The sequence below is a fragment of the Klebsiella sp. GN_Kp190 genome, assembly GCF_040061795.1.
GTDB lineage: Bacteria > Pseudomonadota > Gammaproteobacteria > Enterobacterales > Enterobacteriaceae > Klebsiella > Klebsiella michiganensis.
The window spans coordinates 112,218-136,052 of sequence record NZ_JBEAFN010000028.1; the positions used below are offsets into that span (position 1 = coordinate 112,218).

General features: G+C 52.3%; 22 protein-coding genes and 1 pseudogene. 15 read left to right on the plus strand and 8 right to left on the minus strand.

Annotated elements, in window-relative coordinates; genetic code table 11:
• The first annotated feature begins 85 nt into the window (after window positions 1–85).
• From ybtP to ABLU67_RS16970, 4 genes are read left to right on the plus strand one after another with little or no spacing between them, the layout of a single operon-like run.
• On the plus strand, window positions 86–1,798 hold the full coding sequence (ybtP, locus tag ABLU67_RS16955; RefSeq protein ID WP_348852428.1) for a yersiniabactin ABC transporter ATP-binding/permease protein YbtP: 1,713 nt from the start codon (window positions 86–88) through the stop codon (window positions 1,796–1,798).
• On the plus strand, window positions 1,785–3,587 hold the full coding sequence (gene ybtQ / locus ABLU67_RS16960) for a yersiniabactin ABC transporter ATP-binding/permease protein YbtQ (protein ID WP_348852398.1): 1,803 nt from the start codon (window positions 1,785–1,787) through the stop codon (window positions 3,585–3,587). The genes ybtP and ybtQ overlap by 14 nt, the downstream gene beginning before the upstream one ends.
• On the plus strand, window positions 3,580–4,860 hold the full coding sequence (ybtX, locus tag ABLU67_RS16965; protein ID WP_348852399.1) for a yersiniabactin-associated zinc MFS transporter YbtX: 1,281 nt from the start codon (window positions 3,580–3,582) through the stop codon (window positions 4,858–4,860). The genes ybtQ and ybtX overlap by 8 nt, the downstream gene beginning before the upstream one ends.
• Before the next feature lie 27 nt (window positions 4,861–4,887).
• Window positions 4,888–6,198 (plus strand): salicylate synthase, encoded by a 1,311-nt coding sequence (locus ABLU67_RS16970; protein WP_064374685.1) that lies wholly within the window; start codon window positions 4,888–4,890, stop codon window positions 6,196–6,198.
• Window positions 6,199–6,327: 129 nt separating this feature from the next.
• Here ABLU67_RS16970 and tssD read toward each other — a convergent pair whose 3' ends face one another.
• The 3 genes and pseudogenes from tssD to ABLU67_RS16985 form a co-directional block, all read right to left on the minus strand.
• A complete protein-coding gene (tssD, locus tag ABLU67_RS16975) occupies window positions 6,328–6,807 on the minus strand; it encodes a type VI secretion system tube protein TssD (protein ID WP_071998075.1) in 480 nt (159 codons plus the stop codon).
• 239 nt (window positions 6,808–7,046) lie between these two features.
• Entirely contained in the window at window positions 7,047–7,739 is a 693-nt protein-coding gene (locus tag ABLU67_RS16980; protein ID WP_046877585.1) for a hypothetical protein, read from the minus strand.
• A 44-nt stretch (window positions 7,740–7,783) separates the two neighbouring features.
• Window positions 7,784–8,091 (minus strand): annotated as a pseudogene (locus tag ABLU67_RS16985) (helix-turn-helix domain-containing protein); the annotation flags it as partial.
• Between the two features lie 401 nt (window positions 8,092–8,492).
• On the opposite strand from ABLU67_RS16985, the gene ABLU67_RS16990 reads away from it, so the two are divergent.
• Together ABLU67_RS16990 and ABLU67_RS16995 are read left to right on the plus strand one after the other, a co-directional pair.
• On the plus strand, window positions 8,493–9,776 hold the full coding sequence (locus ABLU67_RS16990) for an HAAAP family serine/threonine permease (RefSeq protein ID WP_014229376.1): 1,284 nt from the start codon (window positions 8,493–8,495) through the stop codon (window positions 9,774–9,776).
• Window positions 9,777–9,839: 63 nt separating this feature from the next.
• A complete protein-coding gene (locus tag ABLU67_RS16995) occupies window positions 9,840–11,207 on the plus strand; it encodes an L-serine ammonia-lyase (protein WP_049079826.1) in 1,368 nt (455 codons plus the stop codon).
• Window positions 11,208–11,280: 73 nt separating this feature from the next.
• On the opposite strand, the gene ABLU67_RS17000 is transcribed toward ABLU67_RS16995, so the two are convergent.
• A complete protein-coding gene (locus tag ABLU67_RS17000; protein WP_348852400.1) occupies window positions 11,281–11,721 on the minus strand; it encodes a helix-turn-helix transcriptional regulator in 441 nt (146 codons plus the stop codon).
• 329 nt (window positions 11,722–12,050) lie between these two features.
• Between ABLU67_RS17000 and ABLU67_RS17005 the strand changes: the two genes are divergently transcribed.
• The 8 genes from ABLU67_RS17005 to ABLU67_RS17040 all read left to right on the plus strand — a co-directional run bounded on the left by ABLU67_RS17005 (window position 12,051) and on the right by ABLU67_RS17040 (window position 19,621).
• Window positions 12,051–12,908: a MurR/RpiR family transcriptional regulator gene (locus ABLU67_RS17005; RefSeq protein ID WP_049070604.1), complete on the plus strand. Its 858-nt coding sequence runs from the start codon at window positions 12,051–12,053 to the stop codon at window positions 12,906–12,908.
• Between the two features lie 132 nt (window positions 12,909–13,040).
• Window positions 13,041–14,384 carry an aspartate aminotransferase family protein gene (locus ABLU67_RS17010; RefSeq protein WP_014229371.1) on the plus strand — a complete coding sequence of 448 codons (1,344 nt, stop codon included), beginning with the start codon at window positions 13,041–13,043 and terminating at the stop codon, window positions 14,382–14,384.
• Entirely contained in the window at window positions 14,381–14,932 is a 552-nt protein-coding gene (locus ABLU67_RS17015; RefSeq protein ID WP_004850921.1) for a hypothetical protein, read from the plus strand. The genes ABLU67_RS17010 and ABLU67_RS17015 overlap by 4 nt, the downstream gene beginning before the upstream one ends.
• 132 nt (window positions 14,933–15,064) lie before the next feature.
• Window positions 15,065–15,817, plus strand: coding sequence for a glutamine ABC transporter substrate-binding protein GlnH (gene glnH, locus ABLU67_RS17020; protein ID WP_044112285.1), 753 nt, complete (start codon window positions 15,065–15,067; stop codon window positions 15,815–15,817).
• Window positions 15,818–15,869: 52 nt separating this feature from the next.
• A complete protein-coding gene (gene glnP / locus ABLU67_RS17025; protein WP_224293084.1) occupies window positions 15,870–16,526 on the plus strand; it encodes a glutamine ABC transporter permease GlnP in 657 nt (218 codons plus the stop codon).
• Between the two features lie 2 nt (window positions 16,527–16,528).
• Window positions 16,529–17,251, plus strand: coding sequence for a glutamine ABC transporter ATP-binding protein GlnQ (gene glnQ / locus ABLU67_RS17030; protein WP_254540073.1), 723 nt, complete (start codon window positions 16,529–16,531; stop codon window positions 17,249–17,251).
• A 19-nt stretch (window positions 17,252–17,270) separates the two neighbouring features.
• Entirely contained in the window at window positions 17,271–18,293 is a 1,023-nt protein-coding gene (locus ABLU67_RS17035) for a C45 family peptidase (protein ID WP_348852401.1), read from the plus strand.
• A 545-nt stretch (window positions 18,294–18,838) separates the two neighbouring features.
• The gene (locus ABLU67_RS17040; protein ID WP_348852429.1) at window positions 18,839–19,621 is read left to right on the plus strand and encodes a BPL-N domain-containing protein; all 783 of its coding nucleotides are present in this window, start codon (window positions 18,839–18,841) and stop codon (window positions 19,619–19,621) included.
• Window positions 19,622–19,647: 26 nt separating this feature from the next.
• Here ABLU67_RS17040 and ABLU67_RS17045 read toward each other — a convergent pair whose 3' ends face one another.
• From ABLU67_RS17045 to ABLU67_RS17060, 4 genes are all read right to left on the minus strand, one after another.
• Window positions 19,648–20,235 (minus strand): TetR/AcrR family transcriptional regulator, encoded by a 588-nt coding sequence (locus tag ABLU67_RS17045; RefSeq protein ID WP_025106354.1) that lies wholly within the window; start codon window positions 20,233–20,235, stop codon window positions 19,648–19,650.
• A 270-nt stretch (window positions 20,236–20,505) separates the two neighbouring features.
• Window positions 20,506–21,003 carry a hypothetical protein gene (locus ABLU67_RS17050; RefSeq protein ID WP_348852402.1) on the minus strand — a complete coding sequence of 166 codons (498 nt, stop codon included), beginning with the start codon at window positions 21,001–21,003 and terminating at the stop codon, window positions 20,506–20,508.
• Window positions 21,004–21,138: 135 nt separating this feature from the next.
• Window positions 21,139–21,459, minus strand: a complete 321-nt coding sequence (locus ABLU67_RS17055; protein ID WP_148721515.1) for an MFS transporter — start codon at window positions 21,457–21,459, stop codon at window positions 21,139–21,141.
• Window positions 21,460–21,545: 86 nt separating this feature from the next.
• Window positions 21,546–22,703, minus strand: a complete 1,158-nt coding sequence (locus ABLU67_RS17060; protein WP_025106357.1) for an iron-containing alcohol dehydrogenase — start codon at window positions 22,701–22,703, stop codon at window positions 21,546–21,548.
• Between the two features lie 193 nt (window positions 22,704–22,896).
• On the opposite strand from ABLU67_RS17060, the gene ABLU67_RS17065 reads away from it, so the two are divergent.
• Window positions 22,897–23,790 (plus strand): LysR family transcriptional regulator, encoded by an 894-nt coding sequence (locus tag ABLU67_RS17065; RefSeq protein WP_025106358.1) that lies wholly within the window; start codon window positions 22,897–22,899, stop codon window positions 23,788–23,790.
• Window positions 23,791–23,835 lie beyond the last annotated feature (45 nt).

Below are 23,835 nucleotides of genomic sequence, written 5' to 3' on the forward strand. Positions count from 1 at the left end.
ATCTCACTCATCCAACACTGAATCGCTGTCCCGATTTCCTCTTTGGCAGGTGATTACCCCGGTTCGCCGGAAGGTGCTCCTGGCTATGGCGCTGGCGGGGCTGGCGGCCTTCACCAGCCTGGGGGCGCTGCTTTTTCTGGCATGGTGCCTGCGCGATCTGCGCGGGGCGCCTTACATCATCCCCGTCTGGCCGCTGAGCGGCGTAGTCGGCTGCGTGATAGCGACCTTTATCCTGCGCCTGCAGGCGTTCAATACCTCTCATTATGCGGCTTTCCATCTGGAGAATATTCTGCGCAGCAGATTAGCCCGCAAGACCCTACAGCTTGCGCCGGGCGCGTTACAGCAAATGGGCAGCGGATCGGTGGCGAAAGTAATGCTGGATGATGTGAAGTCGTTACATATTTTTGTTGCTGACAGCACGCCGCTCTATGCCCGCGCCATAATCATGCCGCTGGCGACAGTTGTTCTCGTATTCTGGCTGGACTGGCGACTGGCCATCGCGACGCTGGGGGTACTGGCGTTTGGTTCGGTGGTGCTGGTACTCGCCCGTCAGCGCTCGGAAAACATGGCTCAGCGTTATCATCAGGCGCGTGAACGGGTCAGCGCCGCGGTGATTGAGTTCGTACAGGCCATGCCGGTGGTGAGGACCTTTGATAGCGGCAGTACCAGCTTTTTGCGCTATCAACATGCCCTCGAAGAGTGGGTCGATGTGCTCAAAAGCTGGTATCGACAGGCCGGATTTTCAGCGCGCTTTTCATTCTCAATTCTGAACCCGCTGCCGACCATATTCGTTCTTATCTGGTGCGGATACGGCCTGCTGCACGCTGGCAGTCTCGATTTTATCGCCTGGGTAGCCGTTTTACTGATAGCCAGCGGAATGGCCGAAGCGGTAATGCCGATGATGATGCTTAATAACCTGGTCGCGCAAACGCGTTTAAGCGTTCAGCGTATCTATCAGGTTCTCGCGATGCCGGAACTCTCGCGCCCGCGAGCCGATCGACAGCCGGAAGAGGCGAGTATCACCTTTGAGCAGGTAAGCTTTCATTATCCGCAAGCGCGGACTGGCGCCGCGTTGCAGGAGGTGAGCTTTCACGTGCCTGTCGGGCAAATTGTGGCGCTGGTAGGGCCAAGCGGCGCCGGGAAAAGCACCGTGGCGCGGCTGCTGCTGCGTTACGCCGATCCCGACAAAGGCCATATTCGTATTGGCGGCGTGGATCTGCGCGATATGCGGATAGAGACCCTGATGAAGCAAATCTCGTTTGTGTTTCAGGACAACTTTCTTTTTGCCGACACGATCGCCAATAACATCCGTCTGGGCGCGCCGGATACGCCGCTGGAATCGGTGATAGCGGCGGCCAGAGTGGCGCAGGCGCATGAGTTTATAAGCGCGTTGCCGGAGGGTTACAGCACGCGGGTCGGGGAACGAGGGGTATTTCTCTCCGGCGGGCAGCGGCAGCGCATCACCATCGCCCGGGCGCTTTTGCAGGATCGTCCCATTCTGGTGCTTGATGAAGCGACGGCGTTTGCCGATCCGGAAGGTGAAGCGGCGCTTATCAAAGCCCTCGCGGCGGCCATGCGCGGCCGGACGGTCATCATGGTCGCGCATCGTCTCTCCATGGTGACTCAGGCCGATGTGATATTGCTGTTTTCCGACGGTCAGCTCCGGGAAAGCGGGAGCCACGGGCAGCTGTTGGCGCAGGGTGGCCTGTATCAACGGCTATGGCAACGCTATCAGCAGGCGCAGCAGTGGGCGCCGGGTGGAACGCAGGAAGAGGCGGTGCAAAATGAAAGACACTAACCCGGCGGATAATCTGGCCTGGCGCGCGATCTGGCGCCAGCTTATCTCCAGCGTGGGCAGTCAGGCGGGAACGCTGCGGCGCAGTCTGGTTGCTCTGCTGCTGGCGGCATTGATGCAGGGGATCGCCTTCGCCTGTCTCTATCCGATCGTTGATGCGCTGCTACGGAATGAAGCATCGCGGCTTCTTCACTGGGCTTTGGCCTTCAGCATTGCGGCGTTGGTGACGCTGGCGCTCCGCTGGTATGGGCTGGGCTTTGAATACCGCGGGCATCTGGCGCAGGCCACCCATGAGCTGCGCCTGCGCCTGGGCGAACAATTACGCCGCGTGCCGCTGGAGAGGCTCCAGCGCGGCAGAGCGGGCGAAACGAACGCCTTGTTGCTGGGCTCCGTGGATGAAAACCTCAATTATGTGATTGCGATAGCCAATATTTTACTGCTGACCATCGTCACGCCGCTGACGGCGTCGCTGGCGACATTGTGGATCGACTGGCGGCTGGGGCTGGTGATGCTGCTGATCTTCCCTTTGCTGGCGCCGTTTTATTACTGGCGCCGCCCGGCGATGCGGCGACAAATGCAGACCCTGGGCGAAGCGCACCAGCGGCTGAGCGGGGATATTGTTGAATTTGCGCAGGGGATGATGGTATTGCGTGCCTGCGGTAGCGATGCCGATAAAAGCCGGGCGCTGCGGGATCATTTTAATGCTCTGGAAAACTTACAGACCCGCACTCACCGCCAGAGCGCGGGCGCGACGATGCTGATCGCCGGCGTTGTGGAGCTGGGACTACAGGTGGTGGTGTTGTGCGGAATTATCTGGGTGGTCACGGGCACATTGAACCTCGCCTTTCTGATTGCCGCCGCCGCGATGATTATGCGTTTCGCTGAACCGATGGCCATGTTTATCAGCTACACCTCGGTGGTGGAACTGATTGCCAGCGCCTTAAAGCGTATTGAGCAATTTATGGCGATCGCGCCGCTTCCCGTTGCCGAACGCGGGGAGATGCCGGAACGTTATGATATCCGCTTTGACAATATTCATTACCGCTATGACGACAGCGGCGCTCCCGCGCTCAATGACCTCTCTTTAACCTTTCCGGCGGCCAGTATGAGCGCGCTGGTGGGCGCTTCCGGCGCAGGTAAAACCACGGTCAGCAAACTGTTAATGCGCTATGCCGATCCGCAGCAAGGGCGGATTTCTATCGGCGGCGTCGATATTCGTCGCCTGACGGCGGAGCAGCTCAACAGCCTGATTTCCGTCGTTTTCCAGGATGTCTGGCTGTTTGATGACACATTGCTGGCGAACATCCTGATTGCGCGCCCGCAGGCGACCCAGCAGGAAGTGGAAGAGGCCGCCCGCGCGGCGCAGTGTCTTGAATTCATTACCCGCCTTCCTCAAGGCTGGCTGACGCCAATGGGCGAGATGGGCGGACAGCTATCGGGCGGCGAGCGCCAGCGGATTTCCATTGCCAGAGCCTTATTGAAAGATGCGCCGATCGTCATTCTTGATGAGCCGACCGCCGCGCTGGATATCGATAGCGAGCTGGCGGTACAGAAAGCTATCGATAACCTGGTTCACAACCGGACGGTGATTATTATCGCCCATCGCCTGTCTACCATCGTCGGGGCCGGAAACATCCTGGTGATGGAGGAGGGCAAAGTGGTTGAACAGGGCACCCATGCGCAGCTGCTCTCTCTTCATGGGCGTTACCAGGCGCTGTGGCACGCGCAAACGGCCGCCCGCGCCTGGCGCGCCGAAGGGAGTTCCACGTCAGAGCAGGTGGCGCATGAGTGACGTTCCGTCGAATGTGAAATCGCTGACGTTAACCACCGGGCGGGTGATTTTCGCCATTGCCGGCATCTATGTGACACAGAGTCTGGTATCAGCGCTCTCGATGCAGTCCTTGCCCGCGCTGGTGCGCGCTGCTGGCGGATCGCTTGCGCTTGCCGGGGCGACAACCCTGTTCATGCTGCCCTGGGCGCTGAAGTTTATTTGGGCGCCGTGGGTCGAGCGCTGGCGGCTACCTCCTGGTAGCCCGCAGCGCCGTTCCCGCATGCTGATCCTGCGCGGGCAGGCTGCGCTCGCGGCGATCCTGGCGATTGCCGCCGCGATTGGCGGGACAGGGCGAGAAGGCGGATTGCCCGAAACGCTAGTCGTCGCGCTATTTGCGCTGTTTATGGTGGCGGGTACGATCGCCTCAACTATTGATATCGCCAGCGACGGTTTTTGCGTCGATCAGCTGACCCGCGCAGGGTACGGTTGGGGAAACAGCGTGCAGGTCGGCGGCAGCTATCTGGGAATGATGTGCGGCGGCGGGGTGTTTCTGATGCTGTCGGCGACCGTCGGCTGGCCTGCGGCCATGCTGATGATGGCGGCGCTGATCCTGGTCTTATCCGTACCCCTGTGGCGCGTTGCCGAACCAACGCGCGCAGCATCTGTTCCGCATGTTCCGGCATTGGGTTATGCGCTTAGAAGGCGACAGGCTCGTCTGGGCTTAATGCTGGTATTGATGCTGAATTCCGGCATGCGGTTTGTGCTGCCTCTTCTGGCACCGCTGCTGTTGGATCATGGTCTGAGCATGTCAGCGCTCGGCGCGCTGTTCAGCGGCGGTAATATTGCGGCGGGCATAGCCGGAACGCTGGCGGGTGGATTGCTGATGAAATACCTCTCACCCGGCAGAGCGCTGTTTGCGGCTTATGGCGTGCAGGGCATCGCGCTGCTGGCGGTAGTGATGACGCTGCTGATAGCGCCGGGTCCTCTACTGCTGCCGATTCTCCAGGGGTTGATCGTTGTTCAATCTGTTTCGCTGGCCTGCGCGTTGGTCTGTCTTTACGCCACGCTGATGGCGCTTTCTTCGCCTTTGCAGGCCGGTGTCGATTTTACGCTCTTTCAATGTACTGACGCCGCCATCGCCATTCTGGCCGGCGTAGTCGGCGGCGTTGTCGCGCAGCGCTTTGGCTATGCGGCCTGCTTCCTGTTTGCCGGCGTATTCACGTTGCTGGCGGCGTGGATTGTTTCTATCCGACTGCGTTCGGCAAAAGAACTAATGACAAGCTCAATTGATTGATCCGGGAATAACACAGAGAGGTAAGGGATGAAAATCAGTGAATTTTTACACCTGGCGTTACCAGAGGAGCAATGGCTACCGATGATTTCTGGCGTCTTACGTCAGTTCGGAGATGAAGAGTGCTATGTCTATGAGCGCCAACCTTGCTGGTACATAGGTAGAGGATGCCAGGCGCAACTGCAGATTAATGCCGACGGCACCCAGGCGACATTCATTGATGATGCCGGAGAACAAAAGTGGGCGGTAGATTCGATTACCGACTGCGCGCGTCGTTTTATGACGCATCCGCGGGTGAGAGGATGCCGGGTATATGGCCAGGTTGGGTTCAACTTTGCGGCCCATGCGCGGGGAATGGCCTATGATGCCGGCGAGTGGCCGCTGCTAACGTTAACCGCTCCCCGTGAAGAACTTATTTTTGAGAAAGGAAATGTTACCGTTTACGCGGACTCCGCCGACGGATGCCGCCGTCTGTGCGAGTGGGTAAAAGAGGTCGATACGGCGACACCATGCGGGCCAATGGTTGTGGATACCGCCCTGGACGGTGAAGCGTATAAACAGCAGGTTGCGCGCGCCGTTTCGGCGATCCGCCGCGGCGATTACGTTAAAGTCATCGTCTCACGCGCGATTCCTCTGCCAGCGCGAATTGATATGCCCGCTACGCTGCTATATGGACGACAGGCCAACACGCCCACCCGTACGTTTATGTTTCGCCAGCAAGGACGCGAGGCGCTGGGTTTTAGTCCGGAACTGGTGATGTCGGTGACGGGAAAGAAAGTGGTCACTGAACCGCTGGCGGGCACCCGCGATCGCATGGGCGATACGGCGCATAATCAGGCAAATGAGAGGGAGCTGCTGCACGACGGTAAAGAGGTGCTTGAGCATATCCTCTCGGTCAAAGAAGCCATTGCCGAACTGGAGGCGGTTTGCCAGCCCGGCAGCGTGGTGGTCGAGGATTTGATGTCGGTTCGCCAGCGCGGCAGCGTCCAGCATCTGGGGTCTGGCGTCAGCGGCCAGCTCGCGGAAGATAAGGATGCCTGGGATGCGTTTACCGTGCTGTTTCCGTCAATTACCGCGTCAGGTATCCCTAAAAAGGCGGCCCTCAACGCGATCATGCAAATTGAAAAAACGCCGCGGGAGCTCTATTCAGGCGCAATCCTGCTGCTGGAAGATACGCGCTTCGATGCGGCGTTAGTACTGCGTTCCGTGTTTCAGGATAGCCAGCGCTGCTGGATACAGGCGGGGGCGGGTATCATCGCGCAATCTACGCCGGAACGCGAACTGACGGAAACCCGTGAGAAATTAGCGAGCATTGCGCCCTATTTAAAGGTGCCCGCGTGACGGTTATCGACCCTGTTTAAGGTTAAAAGTGCCAGCAGGCTGGCACTCTCTTTTGCCGGGTTCAGGCGCTTATTGTGCGTCGGCCAGCGCCAGCATCCATGGGCTGCACGGAGGTCAGAAACTTCGTCATCAGGCACAACAACGATCGTTCCATGAATCACGATAAATAATATTACCCTCCGTATACTTCCAGGTAATCGCCTCATAACGCAATTCGAGTGTTTCCAGATGTGTGCTACTCATGCCATTAGGGGCAAGGTATGGGGAAACCGTCGTTATTTTGACGTTTTCCAGGATGATATTGAAATATTCTGACTCAATGCCCGATTCCAGTATTCGGTACATCTTGATTGTTGCTTTTTTCAGTGTTCGGCCTTCACATACGGCGCGATACAGAACAGGTGTCGTTTGGTCAAATTCTTTTACTATCGTGATCGGGCTATGAACGCGCGTTCCAGTAAGTTTGCCCCAACTGGGGTCTACTGGAATGGTTACACCATGCGAAAATGATTTTAATTCGATAGAACCTAAACGCAGGGGCATTAAACAACTGCCAACAATCGGCGATCCGTTTTCATCTTCAAGCCATAAATGAGCGGGAGTAGACATATAATTTCCTTATCAGTGATGATTTAAATAACAGTGATATTCACCCTGTCACCATTTACAATAACGCGTAAAAACAACAATCATAATCATTGCAAATACGCCTATAGGCCAAACAGGGCTCTCAGGAAAAAAATACCCCTGAAGCAGCGCAAAAATAATCGTGAGGATCACAGGTCCGTACAACGATGATAAAAACCTGAGTTGCCACAGTAGAAATTTCTTTAGTGATTGAATCATGATTATCTAATCATCCGGGTGATAATATTTGCTATGCCAGAATCAGACACCCATTGCGCTTCAAAGGCACCTGCGCGCTCGAATAGGGGCTCAATCAAAAAATACATCATTTCTAGTTGTTGCATGTAAAGTGCTGAATAATAGGCTGGGTATTGGACGTGTAAACGATGGGCGCTATCCGCCGCTTTCTGAACCAAACCATATGTAGCCAAAACCCCCGCAACCGTACCCGCAGCGCGTCCCGTAAGGGCACTGAGTTGCATACTTAGATTCAATCCAATACGAATGCTGGTAGCGACCGCTAAAGCGTACCCTGCACCTGTAAGGGTGCTGGCAGCGATATGGACATTCACGGCCATAAGCGCTTTTTTAATATGCTCTAATTGAGCATTAGTTTTGTATTTGAATATTTCCTCAAAGTAGACCCGAAGCATTTCAAAGACAACGTCACCATGCTGGATAATGCGTATAACAGCATTCCTGAAGCGCAAATCTTCTGTCTTTTGCTGCTGGCAAACATCGTTGTATTCATCGGTGAAACAGGACGTGTAATACAGCAGGCGGGTTGCCCCCTTCCCTAATGCATCAACCTGGTTTCTGACCTTTTCGCCGACAGCAGAAACAGCATGATCGAGCTTCAGCGCAAGAATCTTGTTGGCTTGTAGGTAACTGATGACTTCATTGTTGTTGTACATAATCGCTCCTTGCTGATTTTTATTAAATCCGGTTTTCCATTATTTCCCCGGGAAAGCGTCCGATAGACCGTGGGGCGGGAGACGGAGAATAATTCAGCCAGATCGCTGATAGAGCATTCACCGCTTCCGTGCATCCTGCAAAGCTCTTTCTGCTGTTTATCTAACAGCGTCGACTGCTTCCCCCGCAGTTTTCCTTGCCCCGGGCAATAGCCATCTCTTCGCGCGTGCGAAGACGTATCAAGTCTCCTTCGAATTCGACAAACGTTGCCAGCACGTTAAAGAACATCTTAACCATCGAATCCGCAGGGTCGTAGAGGCTGTTGCCCAAAGCAAGCTTTACGCCACGGGCCTTTCTTGTCCGTCATTTTATGGCCTGAGTAAAGAGCACTACAAGAGCTTTTAGCGAAAATTGAGGGGGAGGGTGTCTATTTCCTTGCCCCTGATTTTTTGCGTTTTATTAATCGTATGACAAATAGTGGTTGTTATCTCTGCACGTGAATTATATAAATATCCAGCACGTTAAGTACACCCATACAAATAATAACGTATTAAAAATGATACTTTAAAAAATAATAAGATTTCAGTACTAATTTTGATGCGTTAAAAGGTGCCACTATAAATCAGGTTATGTGATCGCTGTTAGTGAATCAGCATAGTTGCATTTTATAAAATAGCCAAACAAACACAGCGTTTTTATTACCTGAATCAGAGTCAAATTAATTTGACCCTACTCTATATTACTGAGGCCATATTATGGAAACCGTTCAAAATACCCTCGTTGCTCGCGAGAGCAGCGGCTGGAGAAAAAGTGATACCGTGTGGATGCTGGGCCTGTACGGTACCGCAATTGGTGCAGGGGTGCTTTTCCTGCCAATTAACGCCGGGGTCGGCGGTTTAATTCCGTTAATCATCATGGCCATTCTTGCCTTCCCGATGACCTTTTTTGCCCACCGCGGTTTAACCCGTTTTGTCCTGTCGGGCAAAAATCCGGGAGAAGATATTACCGAAGTGGTGGAAGAACATTTCGGCACCGGTGCAGGTAAGCTTATCACGCTGCTTTATTTCTTCGCTATTTATCCGATTCTGCTGGTTTATAGCGTTGCTATTACCAACACCGTCGACAGCTTTATTACTCACCAGCTTGGTCTGGTGTCTCCGCCGCGCGCTATTTTGTCGCTGATTTTAATTGTCGGCATGATGGGGATTGTCCGTTTTGGCGAAAAAATGATTGTTAAGGCCATGAGCGTGCTGGTGTTTCCGTTCGTGTTCGCGTTGATGATATTGGCGCTGTATTTGATCCCGCAATGGAACGGCGCGGTACTGGATACGCTGTCGCTGAGCAGCGCTTCGGCAACGGGAAATGGTCTGTGGATGACCCTGTGGCTGGCCATCCCGGTCATGGTCTTCTCCTTCAACCATTCGCCGATTATCTCCTCATTTGCGGTGGCTAAACGTGAAGAATATGGCCAGGACGCCGAGCGCAAATGCTCCCGTATTCTGGGCTTCGCCCACATCATGATGGTGCTGACGGTGATGTTCTTTGTGTTCAGCTGCGTACTGAGCCTCTCCCCGGAAAACCTGGCGGAGGCGAAAGCGCAGAACATCTCCATCCTCTCATATCTGGCGAACCACTTTAACGCGCCGGTGATTGCCTGGATGGCGCCGATCATCGCGATGATTGCGATTACTAAATCCTTCCTCGGCCACTACCTCGGCGCGCGTGAAGGCTTCAACGGCATGGTGATTAAGTCACTGCGCGGAAAAGGGAAATCGATCGAAATCAACAAACTGAACAAGATCACCGCGCTGTTCATGCTGGTGACCACCTGGATTGTTGCCACCCTGAACCCCAGCATCCTGGGGATGATTGAAACGCTGGGCGGCCCGGTCATCGCGATGATCCTGTTCCTGATGCCAATGTATGCCATTAACAAAGTACCGGCCATGCGCAAGTACAGCGGCCACATCAGCAACGCGTTTGTGGTGGTGATGGGACTGATTGCCATCTCCGCTATTTTCTTCTCTCTGTTCAGCTAAGTTTTCAGCGCCGCCTGTCACCGGCGGCGCATCCGTTTTGCTATGTAACCGCGTGGGTGCCATATGATTAGCGTTTTCGATATTTTCAAAATCAGCATCGGGCCGTCCAGCTCACATACCGTTGGGCCGATGAAAGCGGGAAAACAGTTTGTTGATACCCTGCAGGAAAAAGGCCTGCTGCATAAAGTGACTCGGCTGGTGGTGGATGTGTATGGTTCCCTCTCATTGACGGGTAAAGGTCACCATACCGATATCGCCATTATTCTTGGTCTGTCAGGGTATCTACCGGATACCGTTGATATCGACGCCATTCCGGGCATTATTCGCGATGTCAACACCATGCATCGTCTGTTTATTGAAGAAGGCCAGCGCGAGATACAGTTCCCGGTGGCGGAATGCATGCGCTTTCACAATGAGTTTCTGCCGCTGCACGAAAACGGGATGAGCATTACGGCGTTTTGCGATGGCAAAATCGTCCACTTCCAGACTTACTATTCCATCGGCGGCGGTTTTATCGTCACGGAGGAAAACTTTGGTAAGAACCTGGAGGCGGAGGTTGATATTCCGTTCCCGTTCTATTCTGCCCGCAACCTGCTGGCGCACTGCCAGAACAACTGCCTGTCGATTTCCGCCGTGATGATGAAAAACGAGACCGCCCGCCACGGCCGGGAGAACGTTGAGCAAAATATGGCGAAAATCTGGGAGACCATGAGAAACGCCATTAACCGGGGGATGAATACGGAAGGTATTTTACCGGGGCCGCTGAAAGTGCCGCGCCGGGCTTCTGCGCTGCACCGCGTGCTGGCGCCGCAGAGCCAGTCGATTACGCCACTGAGCGCGATGGATTGGGTCAATATGTTCGCCATGGCGGTGGGGGAAGAGAACGCGTCGGGCGGGCGAGTGGTAACCGCGCCGACCAACGGCGCCTGCGGCATTGTTCCGGCGGTACTGGCCTATTACGATCGTTTTATCAAAGAGGTGACGCCGGAAATCTATATGCGCTATTTCCTGACGGCGGGCGCGATAGGCATTCTGTACAAGATGAATGCCTCCATTTCCGGGGCAGAAGTCGGTTGCCAGGGCGAAGTGGGCGTGGCCTGCTCGATGGCGTCTGCCGGACTGGCCGAGCTGCTGGGTGGCAGTCCGGAGAAGGTGTGCATCGCCGCGGAGATCGGCATGGAGCATAACCTCGGCCTGACCTGCGATCCGGTGGCCGGCCAGGTGCAGGTGCCGTGCATCGAGCGTAACGCGATTGCGGCAGTGAAGGCGATAAACTCGGCCAGTATGGCGATGTACCGTACCAGCGATCCAAAAGTCTCCCTGGATAAAGTTATCGAAACGATGTTTGAGACGGGCAAAGATATGAACGCCAAGTACCGTGAAACCGCCCGGGGCGGTCTGGCGATTAAAGTCGCGGTGTGTGAATCCTGAGTCCCCTAAAAACCGCCTGCCTGAGCCGCAGGCGGTTTTCTCTTCCCTGATCTTTAAAATCATCTGAAGCCTGTTAGCTTTTTTTCTCTCCGTCGGACGGCGTAAAAGACCACACCACGCTGTTAGAAGCCGATGAGGTGTACCATTCGTTAATCGTGGCGTCAGCCTCTTTGGTCTGGGCAGCGGCGGGCAATTTCTCTTTTGGCTGATGCGTTTTTTTCCGAATACGGATACGGGAAGGGGTTCCGGCACTGAGCTGCGCCTTAAATGTACGCATGTGCGAGTCAAATAAAATCGACTCCAGCTGGTGCAGCCGATCGAGACCGCGCAAAATACCAATCAGCGTACTGAGGGTAACGGATTCGCCTAATTCAACGCGTTTAATGGTTGCCGCGCCGACCTGAGCGCGTTCGGCCAGCTCAATCTGTGACAGGCCCAGCTGTATACGCGTTTCTTTAATTCTTCGGCACAGTTCAGAAATAATTTCACTGTCGGGCATGGTACTGAAACGCATCTTAATTCCTCTACTGCGTAATAAAACCTGACTAATTATTTAGCAAGCCAATTTATAAATAAAGCGAATAATTTCTCTTTTGCGATAGCGGCGACAATGTTTTTTGCCAATGCCATCAAAGAGTTGGGTATAGGGTCGTTCCTGCAAATCCCGCGGTTTCAGGCGCCGAATAAAGAGGCTTCGGATCATTCGCCTGGGGCGATACTCCGTGGCGCAGGGATGAGCCTCCGTCTCTGCCATAATGCAATTACGGCGAATTATGGTTATATATATCCCTTTCTGCGGCCCGGTTTCGCCGCAGCCACTCTTACGGATGATAACGATACGCCATGAATCTTCGTGAAAATATTGTGAGCCAATTCAGCCTGCTGTCGCCCGAACTCCAGCGCGCGGCGGAATTTTCCCTGCAAAATGCCAACCAACTGGTGGTGCAATCAATGCGCGCTTTCGCCGCGGAAGCCGGCGTTAAGCCTGCCACGCTGCTACGCCTGGCGCAGCGTCTGGGCTATAACGGTTGGCGGGAGCTGAAAAGCGCATTTATCGACGATCTCGGCTTAGGAAATGATACATATGTATCTAAGGCTGAAAAATTGATCGCCAAAGGGACGCAGCCCGCGCTGTACGAAGAGGTGTTCCTCGCGCATCAGGCCAATCTGGCATTCACTCAGGCAGAGAATCAACACGCTATGCAGCAAGCGGTTACGTTGCTGGATGAAGCGAAGCAGGTCTATATTTGCGGCTTCCGCGCCAGCTTTCCTATCGCCTGGTCGTTGTTTTATGTCTATCGATTGTTCAATCGCCAGGTATCGCTGATTGACGGGCTGGCCAGTAATATCGAAGTCTTCACCCGTGAGATCAACGCGGAAGACTGCCTGCTATTGACCAGCTTTTCTCCCTATTCCCGCGAATCTCTCGACGTTCTCAATGCAGCCAGGCAGGCCGGGGCACGGATTATCGCCATCACCGACTCTCCGGTTTCGCCGCTGGCGCAAACGGCGGACTGCACGTTGCTTTTCTCCCTCAGCAGCCCCTCTTTTTTCCCTTCGATAGTGTCCGGTATGGGCGTCGCCGAGTGTTTGCTGGCGATGCTGGTTGCCCGCCACGGTAGGGAGGCGGTGAATAAAATTGAGAGCGCAGAACGTTATCTGCAACGCTCCGGGGCGTATGTGATGCCCGATAAGTCCTGATAAATGATTCATTTGCTTTTATCATAAGAAAATTAAATACATTTGAATCATTATTGAATTGACGAGATTCAAATGGATCCTGCAAGATGCTTTCAACTTACGCGAAAGCGATTTCTAAAGCAGGATAAAAGCATGAGTCAAATCATTCACCGCAGCCTCCGTACCACCCCAGCAGTGGCAGTCAGTGCCCAGGGCGCTTACATCACCGATGCCAGTGGTCAACGCTATCTGGACGCCTGCGGCGGGGCGGCGGTTTCTTGTCTGGGTCATGCCCACCCGGATGTGCTGGCGGCGATGCACCGGCAGATCGATCGGTTGGCCTATGCCCACACCAGTTTTTTCACCAGCGATACGGTGGAACAACTGGCAGAGCAGCTTGTCCGCACCGCGCCCGGTTCCCTGAACTATGCCTATTTCGTCTCCGGCGGATCGGAAGCGGTTGAAACGGCGCTGAAGCTGGCGCGGCAGTATTTTGTGGAGATCGGGCAGCCGGATCGCACGCTGTTTATTGCCCGTAAACAAAGCTACCACGGCAATACGCTGGGTGCGCTGGCCGTTGGCGGTAACGAGTGGCGCCGCCGCCAGTTCGCGCCGCTGCTGATGGATGTGGTGCGCGTGTCGGCCTGTAATGAGTACCGTGACCGTGAGGCGGGTGAAAGCCAGCAGCAATATACCGAGCGCTTACTTGGCGAACTCGAAGCGGCAATTCTGGACGCCGGGCCGGAAAAAATTATCGGTTTTATCGCCGAAACGGTGGTTGGCGCAACCACCGGCGCAATGCCGCCTACGCCGGGTTATCTGCAAGGCGTTCGTCGGCTGTGTGATAAATACGGCATTCTGTATATCGCCGATGAGGTGATGTGCGGCATGGGCCGTACCGGCACGTTGCACGCCTTTGAACAGGATGGCGTTGTCCCTGACATCGTGACCATCGCAAAAGGTTTAGGCGGGGGTTATCAGCCCATTGGCGCAGTGCTGGCCAGTGAGCAAATCGTCGCCGCGCTGCAAGCCGGTAGCGGAATGTTCCAGCATGGTCACACCTACATCTGCCACCCGACCGCCGCAGCGGCTGCGCTGGCCGTGCAGCAGGTTATCGAGCGAGATCGTTTGCTCGAGCAGGTGCAGCAGCAGGGCGCGTATTTGCAGCAGGCGCTGCATGATGTGCTCGGCGGATTACCGTATGTCGGTGATACGCGCGGTCGCGGTTTGTTCGCCGGCGTGGAGCTGGTATGCGATAAAGAGCGCAAAACGGCATTCGATCCGCTGCTGAAGCTGCATGCGGCTATCAAAGCGCAGTGCATGGCGCACGGGCTGCTGGTCTATCCGATGGGCGGAACCATTGATGGCCAGCGGGGCGATCATATTCTGATTGCGCCGCCGTTTATTGTCAGCCGGTCAGAACTCGATTTCGTGGTGGATACCCTGCACAAGGTCATCAGCGAAGAGACGCATAAACTGATGAGACGTCAGCCATGAACCGTTTACCTGCGCTGTCAGAACAGCAGTGGAGCGATGAACAACGCCAGCTTGCGGAGGAGATTATCAACGGGCCGCGCGGCGCGCTGCTGCCGCCGTTTGAACCGTTGTTGCGCAGCCCGGAACTGATGGCCCATGCGCAGCGAATGGGGGAGTATCTGCGCTACCGTAGCGCGCTGGGGCAGCGGTTGTCGGAACTGGCCATCCTGCTGACCGCGCGTCACTGGTCGCAGCCGGTTGAATGGGCCATTCATGCGCCAATAGCCAGGGAAAAAGGGATCCCGGCGCAGGCGGTGCAGGCAATCAATGAACGGCGTCAACCAGAGGCGCTGGCGGCTGATGAATGGGTGGTTTACCATTTTTGCCAGCAGCTGCATCAGCATAAAAAAGTCAGCGATGATATCTGGCAACAGGCAATCGATCTCTGGGGGGAAAAGGGCGTTGTCGATCTGATTGGCATCAACGGTTATTACAGCTTTCTTTCAATGATTATGAACGGCGCGCAGACGCCAGTACCCGACACCAGGGATTTTATTCTTCCCGCATAAATAATTCGCACGCCTTCATTTTTATATCGCGTGCGAATGTAGGGATACTGTTTTTATTCTCAACGCCAATATCAGTTTTAGGGTATTGCGTGAAAACTCATGTCTGCTGTCTTAATTACGCTGAGGATTATTATGTCTGCATTATTGAAAAAATTAAAGATTACCCTGGCACTGGTTGCCTGTTCGGCGAGTTTTGCCGTCATGGCACAAGATAAATTATTAGTCGGTGTGGATACTGCCTTCGTTCCCTTTGAATTTAAACAAGGCAATAAATATGTTGGTTTTGATATCGATTTATGGGAAGCCATTGCGAAGAAAATGAATGTCAGCTACGAATTACGCCCTATGGATTTTGGCGGTTTAATTCCTGGGCTGCAATCGCGTAATTTAGATGTGGCAATGGCCGGGATCACCATTACCGATGCCCGCAAACAGGTCGTTGATTTCAGCGAGGGTTACTACGATGCGGATCTCTTAATGGCGGTGAAAAGTGGTGATAATTCCATCACCAAATTCAGCGAGCTTGCCGGTAAAAAAGTGGGGCTGAAGCAGGGCACCGCCGCGGCCAGTTTTATGAAATCCAAATATAAAGCCAACTATGTCGAATTCCCCAATATTGATAACGCCTATCTCGACCTGCAGGCAGGCAATCTGGACGCGGTCGTTCACGACTCCCCGAACGTGCTCTACTACGTGAAAACCGCAGGTGGCGGTAAGGTAAAATCGACCGGGGAAACGGACAGCATTCTGCCGCAGAAATACGGTTTTGCCCTGCAGAAAAACAGCAGCCTGACGCCGAAGGTCGATGCCGCGTTAAAGGCATTACGCGCGGATGGCACCTACGACAAAATTTATTTCAAATGGTTTAACAAGCAACCTAAATAACCCCCGCCGGGCCGGGTAACCCCGGCCAGAACCGAGAGTAAAAGACCGCATTATGAATTTCGAAACGAAATATATATGGGAATCCCTGCCGTTATTATTACAGGGGCTGCAGCTGACAATATTGATCTCTATGGTCGGTTTGACGGGCGGCTTTATCATCGGTCTGCTGGCAGGAATCTGTCGTGCACTGGGAGGCGGTATCGCGAAAACATTATCATTAATTTTTGTCGAGCTGATTCGCGGTACGCCAATTATGGTACAGGTGATGTTTATCTATTTTGCCTTGCCAATGATTCTGCCTGTTCGTATTGACCCCATCACGGCCGCGATGGTCACCATTATTATTAACTCCGGCGCGTATATTGCGGAAATTACGCGCGGCGCAATTTTGTCCATCAATAGAGGATTTAAAGAAGCCAGTCTGGCGATGGGATTATCGCAGCGCGCAACGCTATGGCACGTGATTATGCCGCTGGCCCTGCGCCGCATGATCCCGGCGTTGGGCAACCAGTGGATTATCAGCATTAAAGACACCTCGCTGTTCATTGTTATCGGCGTCGCGGAATTAACGCGCCAGGGGCAGGAGATCATCGCCGGGAACTTCCGTGCCCTTGAGGTCTGGACAGCGGTAGCCCTGATTTATCTTGTCGTCACCCTGTGCCTGAGCTTCCTGCTGAAGCAACTGGAGAAAAGGATCCATATTTTATGAGCATGGTTGAATTTAGCGCGGTCGATAAACATTTCGGCACCACCCAGGTGCTGCACGATATCAATCTGAAAATTGATGCCGGTGAAGTGGTCGTGATTATCGGTCCTTCAGGTTCAGGTAAATCGACGCTGCTGCGTTGTATTAACAAGCTGGAAGAGATCTCCTCCGGCACCTTGCTGGTTGCCGGAATGCACCTGACCGATCCTCACGTCAACGAGTGCGAAATCCGCCGCGAAGCGGGGATGGTATTCCAGCAGTTTCATCTGTTTCCGCATCTGACGGCGCTGGAAAATGTGATGTTTGGGCCTATTCGCGTACGCAGAATGAGTCAAGCGGCAGCCCGCAAACAGGCGCTGGCGCTGCTGGAACGTGTCGGCCTGGGCGAACGGGCCGAGCACTATCCGTCGGAGCTTTCAGGCGGCCAGCAGCAGCGCGTGGCTATCGCCCGCGCGCTGGCGGTGAAACCGAAAATGATGCTGTTTGATGAGCCAACCTCTGCGCTCGATCCGGAGTTGCGCCATGAAGTATTAAAAGTGATGCGTTCACTGGCGGATGAAGGGATGACGATGGTTATAGTGACGCACGAGATTGGCTTTGCACGCGATGTGGCCTCTCGATTGATTTTTATCGATGGTGGAACCATTGCTGAAGATGGCCCACCTGATATCCTGCTGAATGCCAGTAGCAATCCGCGCCTGAAAGAATTTTTACAGCACGTTTCCTGAACATAAGTGAATCCATCCCATGAAGAAAATCGACATCAGTGGTTCCCCGTTTGAGATTGGCCTTCGCCTTGGCGAGCTTGGCCGTGAAGCATGGCATCAGAAACTGATGCTCACGCCATTGTGGCAAACGGTGATGACCCTGCAGGCATCCCCTGAGACCCGGTTAATGCGCACCGAGGTGCAGCGGCATTATCCGCTCATCTGGCAGGAGCTGGAGGGGTTGGCGCAGGGGCTGGAGGCCAATGTTGATCAGGTCTTTGCCTGGAACTGCCGTGGCGATCTGGTGCGCTCAACGTCGGATGGCTGTACGACGGTGGCCGGGGTAAACGCCGCAGGCGAGCGGATTATCGCGCACAATGAAGACGGTTTTCCTCAGTTACGGGATGAATGCTTGCTGGCTACCATTACCCCGAGTCGCGGTCTGAGCTTTACGAGTTTTGCCTATCCGGGGTCGATTTGCGGCCACACCTTTGCGGTGAATGAAAAAGGTATCGTTAACACGGTGAATAACATCCGTGCAGTGCATCGTCCGCAGGGATTACCGCGTCAGATCCTGGCTCGCGCCTCGCTGAATGCGAACACCCTCGACGAGGCCATCACTATACTTATCGGCCAGCCGCGATCCGGGGCGTTTCACCATACGCTCGGGCAGCTGGGCGATGCGCGGCTGTTCAGCGTTGAGGCCACCGGGCAAGGCTGTTCCGTTCTCCCCCTGACGACGGTAACCGGGCATGCCAACCATCTGGTGCATGCGGCACTGGCTGGCGTTGAGCAGATCGTTACCGACAGTTCAGCGTCGCGGCAGTTACGCCTCGTGCAGTGGCGGGAAACGCAACCTCCGTTTGACGCCGCGGCGGCAAAAGCCATTCTCTCAGATACCCATGACGCCGAACTGCCAATTTACCGGCTGGCTGCCGACGATCCGGATGAGGAGAACACCCTCGCCACGGCAGTTTTCACCCTCGATGCCAACCACGTCAGGTGGCAAATTTTCGACATTAACCGCGACGATGCTAAATTTCAGGGAGAAGTGCGTGGGTGAGATAGCCGGTCGTCAGTCATAAAGGGCAGGGTAGTACCGTTGGCCCGGCGTTCGATAGTACCGTCCGGATACTGCCAGATATCGGCGTCCAGGGAGATGTCCTGAAGCGCGGTGTCCGGAATATTCAGGTTTGCGTCTCTATACGATTCGGGCCATCGCCGTTTCTCATCTGCCTCGTGCGTGCCGAAGCATACTCTCACGGACATACTACGAAAAACAAAATGTCTTGTTCAGTTATGTATGGCTTTCAGGACACCGCCTGTTAATTAGCCCTTACACCTTAGTTGATGATTTCAAGGTTACCGCTGTTTCTGCTTTCTTATCCTTTCGTATGTCGCCTGCATCTCACTAAAAAATTTATACAACTTTGTCAGAGTTACACTTTTTTACGTATTAACTTTTTTTTGCCGCGCTTAAAAACGCTTGACAAAATCAACACCAAAGTTAAATTTGAGCGACTGCTCTAATTTTATGTCATGCATTTAGAATGGTAAAAATGGTTCTTAATGATTTACAAAACACTCTATGACAAGGGGAATAGCGTGATGCCACTTTTTTTCCAGGAAACTCAGTTGAAGAGAGCAAATATGATTACCCTTGCTCTGGCTTTTACTTTCTCTATTTTTTCCGCACCAATCTCAGCAAATGCCTCACCATCAAAAAGTTATCGTATCGCTGTTTATAGGGGAGATGCCGGGTGCGCGGGGTGTTCAGAAATGGTGGTGAAATCGCTCGTCGGTACTGGCCTGCCGCTGAACATCGCTTATGTGGGTGAAAAAGAAACGCTGAAAGTGAATGAGCAAACGCTTAAAAAATTCGATATCTACATTCAACCCGGCGGCGGTCAGGATATACCCGGTTCTTATGACGTCATTGGTGATGATGGCGCTGAGGCTATCCGTCAATTTGTGAAAAGCGGCAAAGATTTTATTGGTATTTGCATGGGGGCATATCTTGCCGATAAAGACTGGATTGGGCTCATTGATGCTCCCCTTGAGTCAGAAGTGGGAAGACCTGGTTCACGCGCCTATGATGAGGGGGATTACACCTTGCAAGTGAAATGGAATAATAAACAGGAACCTTTTTACTATCAGGATGGCCCCTATCTGAACAACACAACCTCAAATGCTGGGTTCCAGGCGATAGCTTATTACGACAATGGGGATGTCGCTATCGCCAGATATCAATATGGGGAAGGACATGTCATATTATCAGGCCCTCACCCTGAAGCCGATGAGACATGGATAGATGCCCGAGTTGCGGGTAACACCACAGCGGAAAGTAAAATGAAACGCATTTTAAGCTATCTGGACATAAACAAGCGCTAATTTCCCCTGCGGGTTTTTCATGCGCTTCAGAAGGATTTACCAAGGATTTTAAAAGAAATCTCATATATTTCATTAAGAAAAGCGGTTCTTTTTTCTTTTGAATAATCGAGGATCAGCATACTCGAGTATCCATCTATTAATGCATTTATTTGTCTGGCGGATACCGAAGCGTTTATCGAGGAAAACTCGCCCTCATTAATTCCGGAGTCGATGATTTCTTCGAGTATATTGATCCATTGGAGTGATTGATTATGGACCAAATTAGCATAATCACCGTCGCGCGCGGCCATCGGCCAGAGTTCAAGGTAGAGCAGCCAGTGCGCTGATGGCGCATCAGGTAACAGCGTTTTGATATACAGCCTGACCCTGTCAGTTGGGCTCATACTTTCCGAGGCATTAAACGTTGCATGACATTCCTCGATGTCATTATCAAACATATATTTTATGGCCGATTTTTTTAATGCTTCCCAGTTACTATAATAATGATAGATGTGGCTCCTTGAAATATTAAGCTTTTGTGTAAGATCGCGGGTGGAGACATTGTTGAATCCTTTTTCTCTAAAAAGCTGCAGAGCGGCTATCTTTATTAGTTCCGAAAAATTTGTTGCTTTCAAAATTTAACCTTCATAGTGCGTAAAATTATCGTGTCGCAGAAAACGCTCTATCATTGCTCTGCACCTAATCAACAGCCAAATTTACTACACAGTCATGGCCAGAGGCAATGACTGGGTTTTACACAGGACGGTGAACGTTACCATCATGGCGTGGCGGTTTCTTACATCTGCGATTGCTCCCTGAACGATTTCCGAGAGGCGTTCGTAGGTAGAGCAGGGAAGCCAGCCGGGTCAGCGCGGCACAAACCGGCGCACCGTTATGCCATTATACTATCTGTAGCGCTCGTAGGTCACACGCCAGCCTTCACCTTTATCGACAGGCGACAGTTCAAGTTTATTTCCTGTTAAATGAAAAGCGCGCTCCATTTTGTGACCAATTAATACACTGGCAAGTGCAGAATTCACCGTTAAGATGAAACGCCCGGCAACATCGTCAATTTTAATATCACCATAAAGTGCTTCATAACCGTTTACCGTATAGGCGGAGTCAGGTACTGTTTTGTCCGGATTGCTTGCTTGCGCAGACAAGGTTCCGGCATCGGTGATAATAAGTTGTCCGGTGTAAGGTATCTCTTTCAATTCTTCACCAGTCCCGGTTTCAAATTTGACCATTTTCCACGCGCCAATCAGGGCGGACTGGTTGCTGTCTTTCCCTGATAAGGCACCTTTCTCTGTACAAACCGGCTGGACATTATTGCCATTGGCCATGACGGGTATAACCCGGGTGGCCATAAAAAGAATGACCGCAACCTTGATGTAAAAACGCATATATATTCTCCATTGTTTTATGATTAGAAATCTGAACGGCTGATTATAGGATTTTGATTCCTGTGACCTTTTGAAGATAGCTGAATAGCTTATCCTGATAAGCGATATGACTAATTCTCCTTGTAGCTGATGCGATCATTCGGCTTCGTCCCGAATTGGGTGTGGGAATGCATATTCACTGTTGATTTTTACAATCAGAAAACTGACCAATCCCGCTACGGTCATTAATAAGACATATTTCCGATTCCACGACCGGGTAACGATAGTTAACGGAATAGCGGCAAATAATGACCCGAGGGCGTAGACGGTGACCCACTGGCCTGCGCTAGCCAGCGAAATATTCATTGCCTTACTGATTTCTGGCAATAATCCTGCTGGAATAGTTTCCGTCATGATGCAAATAAATCCGGTCATCGCAAAAGCCATTAATGGCATATAGGGAAATGTGTCTTTCATTTTCTGCATTCTGCAATACCGTTAATGATTAATTAAGCCTGCCAGGTGCGCAGGCTTAGCGCCTAATGGAGTAGGTTGTTAGGCAATTAAAGTGCCATATTCAGTATTGTTTCCGCCACTTCAGCAGTAATTTTTCCATGTTCACCTAATGCGATATGCCCATGTTCTTTTAACTTGCCGATAACGGCTGAAATATCTTCCGCGCCCAGACCATAATCAGAAAGTCGGGTTTTAACGCCCATCAGTTCAAAAAATTCCACGGTGGCATTGATAGCCTCATCGGCCATTTTTTCGCTATCAGACTCAGGAATATTCCAGACACGCGCACCGTACTGAGCCAGCTTTTCTGCTTTTTCCTTTTTGCACAAGCGCCATAGTGCAGGCATAACGATAGCGAGGGTACGGGCGTGGTCGATTCCGTATAATGCAGTAATTTCCTGGCCAATCATGTGAGAAGCCCAGTCAGTTGGGACACCTGCGCTCAACATTCCATTCAGGGCCATCGTCGCAGCCCACATGATGTTAGCTCTGGCATCGTAGTTCTGGGGATTTTTAAGGGCTACTGGTCCTTCTTCTTTCAGCGTGCTCAGCAGTCCTTCCGCCAGGCGATCCTGCACCTTAGCGTTAACCGGGTAAGTGATGTATTGCTCAAGAACGTGGACAAAGGCATCAACAACCCCGTTTGCGGTTTGTTGTTCAGGCAGCGTGTAAGTCATTTCCGGTTCGAGCACTGAAAATTTCGGCATAACGTAAGGGGAGGTGAAAAAGAGTTTATCCTGGGTGGTCACCCGATTAATCACCGCCGTGTTATTCATCTCTGAACCCGTGGCCGCCAGTGTCAGCACGCAACCAAAAGGGAGAGCTTGTTTCACCACGCCGCCATAACTCTTGACGATCTCCCATGGATCATTTTCGTAGAGGGCTGCGGCGGCAATAAATTTAGTCCCGTCGATCACTGAACCGCCGCCCACGGCCAGAAGAAAATCAATTTTTTCTGCTCTGACAATCTCAACGGCTTTCATCAGGGTTTCATAATGTGGGTTTGCTTCTACACCGCCAAACTCATAAACCAGGGTGTTTGTCAGGGACTCTTTTACGCGTTTCAATATACCGTGTTTTATAACGCTGCCCCCGCCATAGACAATCATGACCTTTTTACCCTGCGGGACTTCTTGTGCTAACGCAGAAATTTGATCGCGACCAAAAAGAATTTTTACCGGATTATGATAGATAAAATCTTGCATAATGATTACCTCATTTTCAGAATTAAAAGCCGTCACTACAACGAGGACATATTCACGTCGTGGAATATAAAGTACCATTTTAAATTTTATTTATTAATCAACATAAATTTCACTTACTTGTGAAATTTATTTGATAATTAATGACAGGCTGGTACGCTGACGTCTCCAGTAGGGACCGAGGAGGAGGAATCGTGTGGATGAATTAAAGGTTTTTTTAACAGTGGCCAGGCTGAAAAGCTTTACCAAAGCCGCAGCTGAAATAGGTGTGACACCCTCAGCCATCAGCCACACGGTGAAATCTCTTGAGGAAAGGCTTGGGATCCGCCTGCTGGCCAGAACCACCCGCAGTATCTCCACTACGGAAGCAGGTGAAAGGCTCATTAACGAAGTTGGCCCGTTAATGGAACAGGTTGATGATGCTATTAGTCGGTTGAGTGAGCTTAGGGAAAAACCCACTGGCGTCATACGCCTCACGGCGGCAGATGATGTTATCCAGTATTTGATCCGTCCTGTATTACCGGACTTTCTGAGTCGCTACCCAGATATTCAGATTGAAATCGGCATTGACTATGGATTTACAGATATTGTTGATCAGCGTTTTGATGCCGGGATTCGTCCGGGCGATGTTCTGAATAATGATATGATTGCCGCAAAAATAAGCCAGAACTGGCGCCAGCTTGTTGTTGCTGCACCAGATTATTTTAAGCGTTATGCTAAGCCCAGGAAGCCGCAGGATCTTTTGAACCACAACTGCATTAACGTCCGCTATTCTGATACGAGTGGATTGTACGCCTGGGAATTCGAGAAAGATGCTCAGAAATTCAGTCTGAAAGTCAAAGGGCAATATATTGCGAACAGCACGATTCATCAGCTCGATGCAGCATTAGACGGGCTGGGGATTGCCTATATTCCCGAGTATGTTGCAGATGGATATATCAAAAGCGGCAAGCTGATTGCTGTTCTGACCGAGTGGTGTCCATATTTTGACGGCTACCATATTTATTATCCTCACCGCCGACAGGATTCTCCTGCGTTTATGGCTTTTCTGCAAGTTTTGCGTGACAGGTACAATAATGGAATAAGATAAATTTATGAGTAAAGGATTATGTCCACGATAAGCACCTGGGTCGAT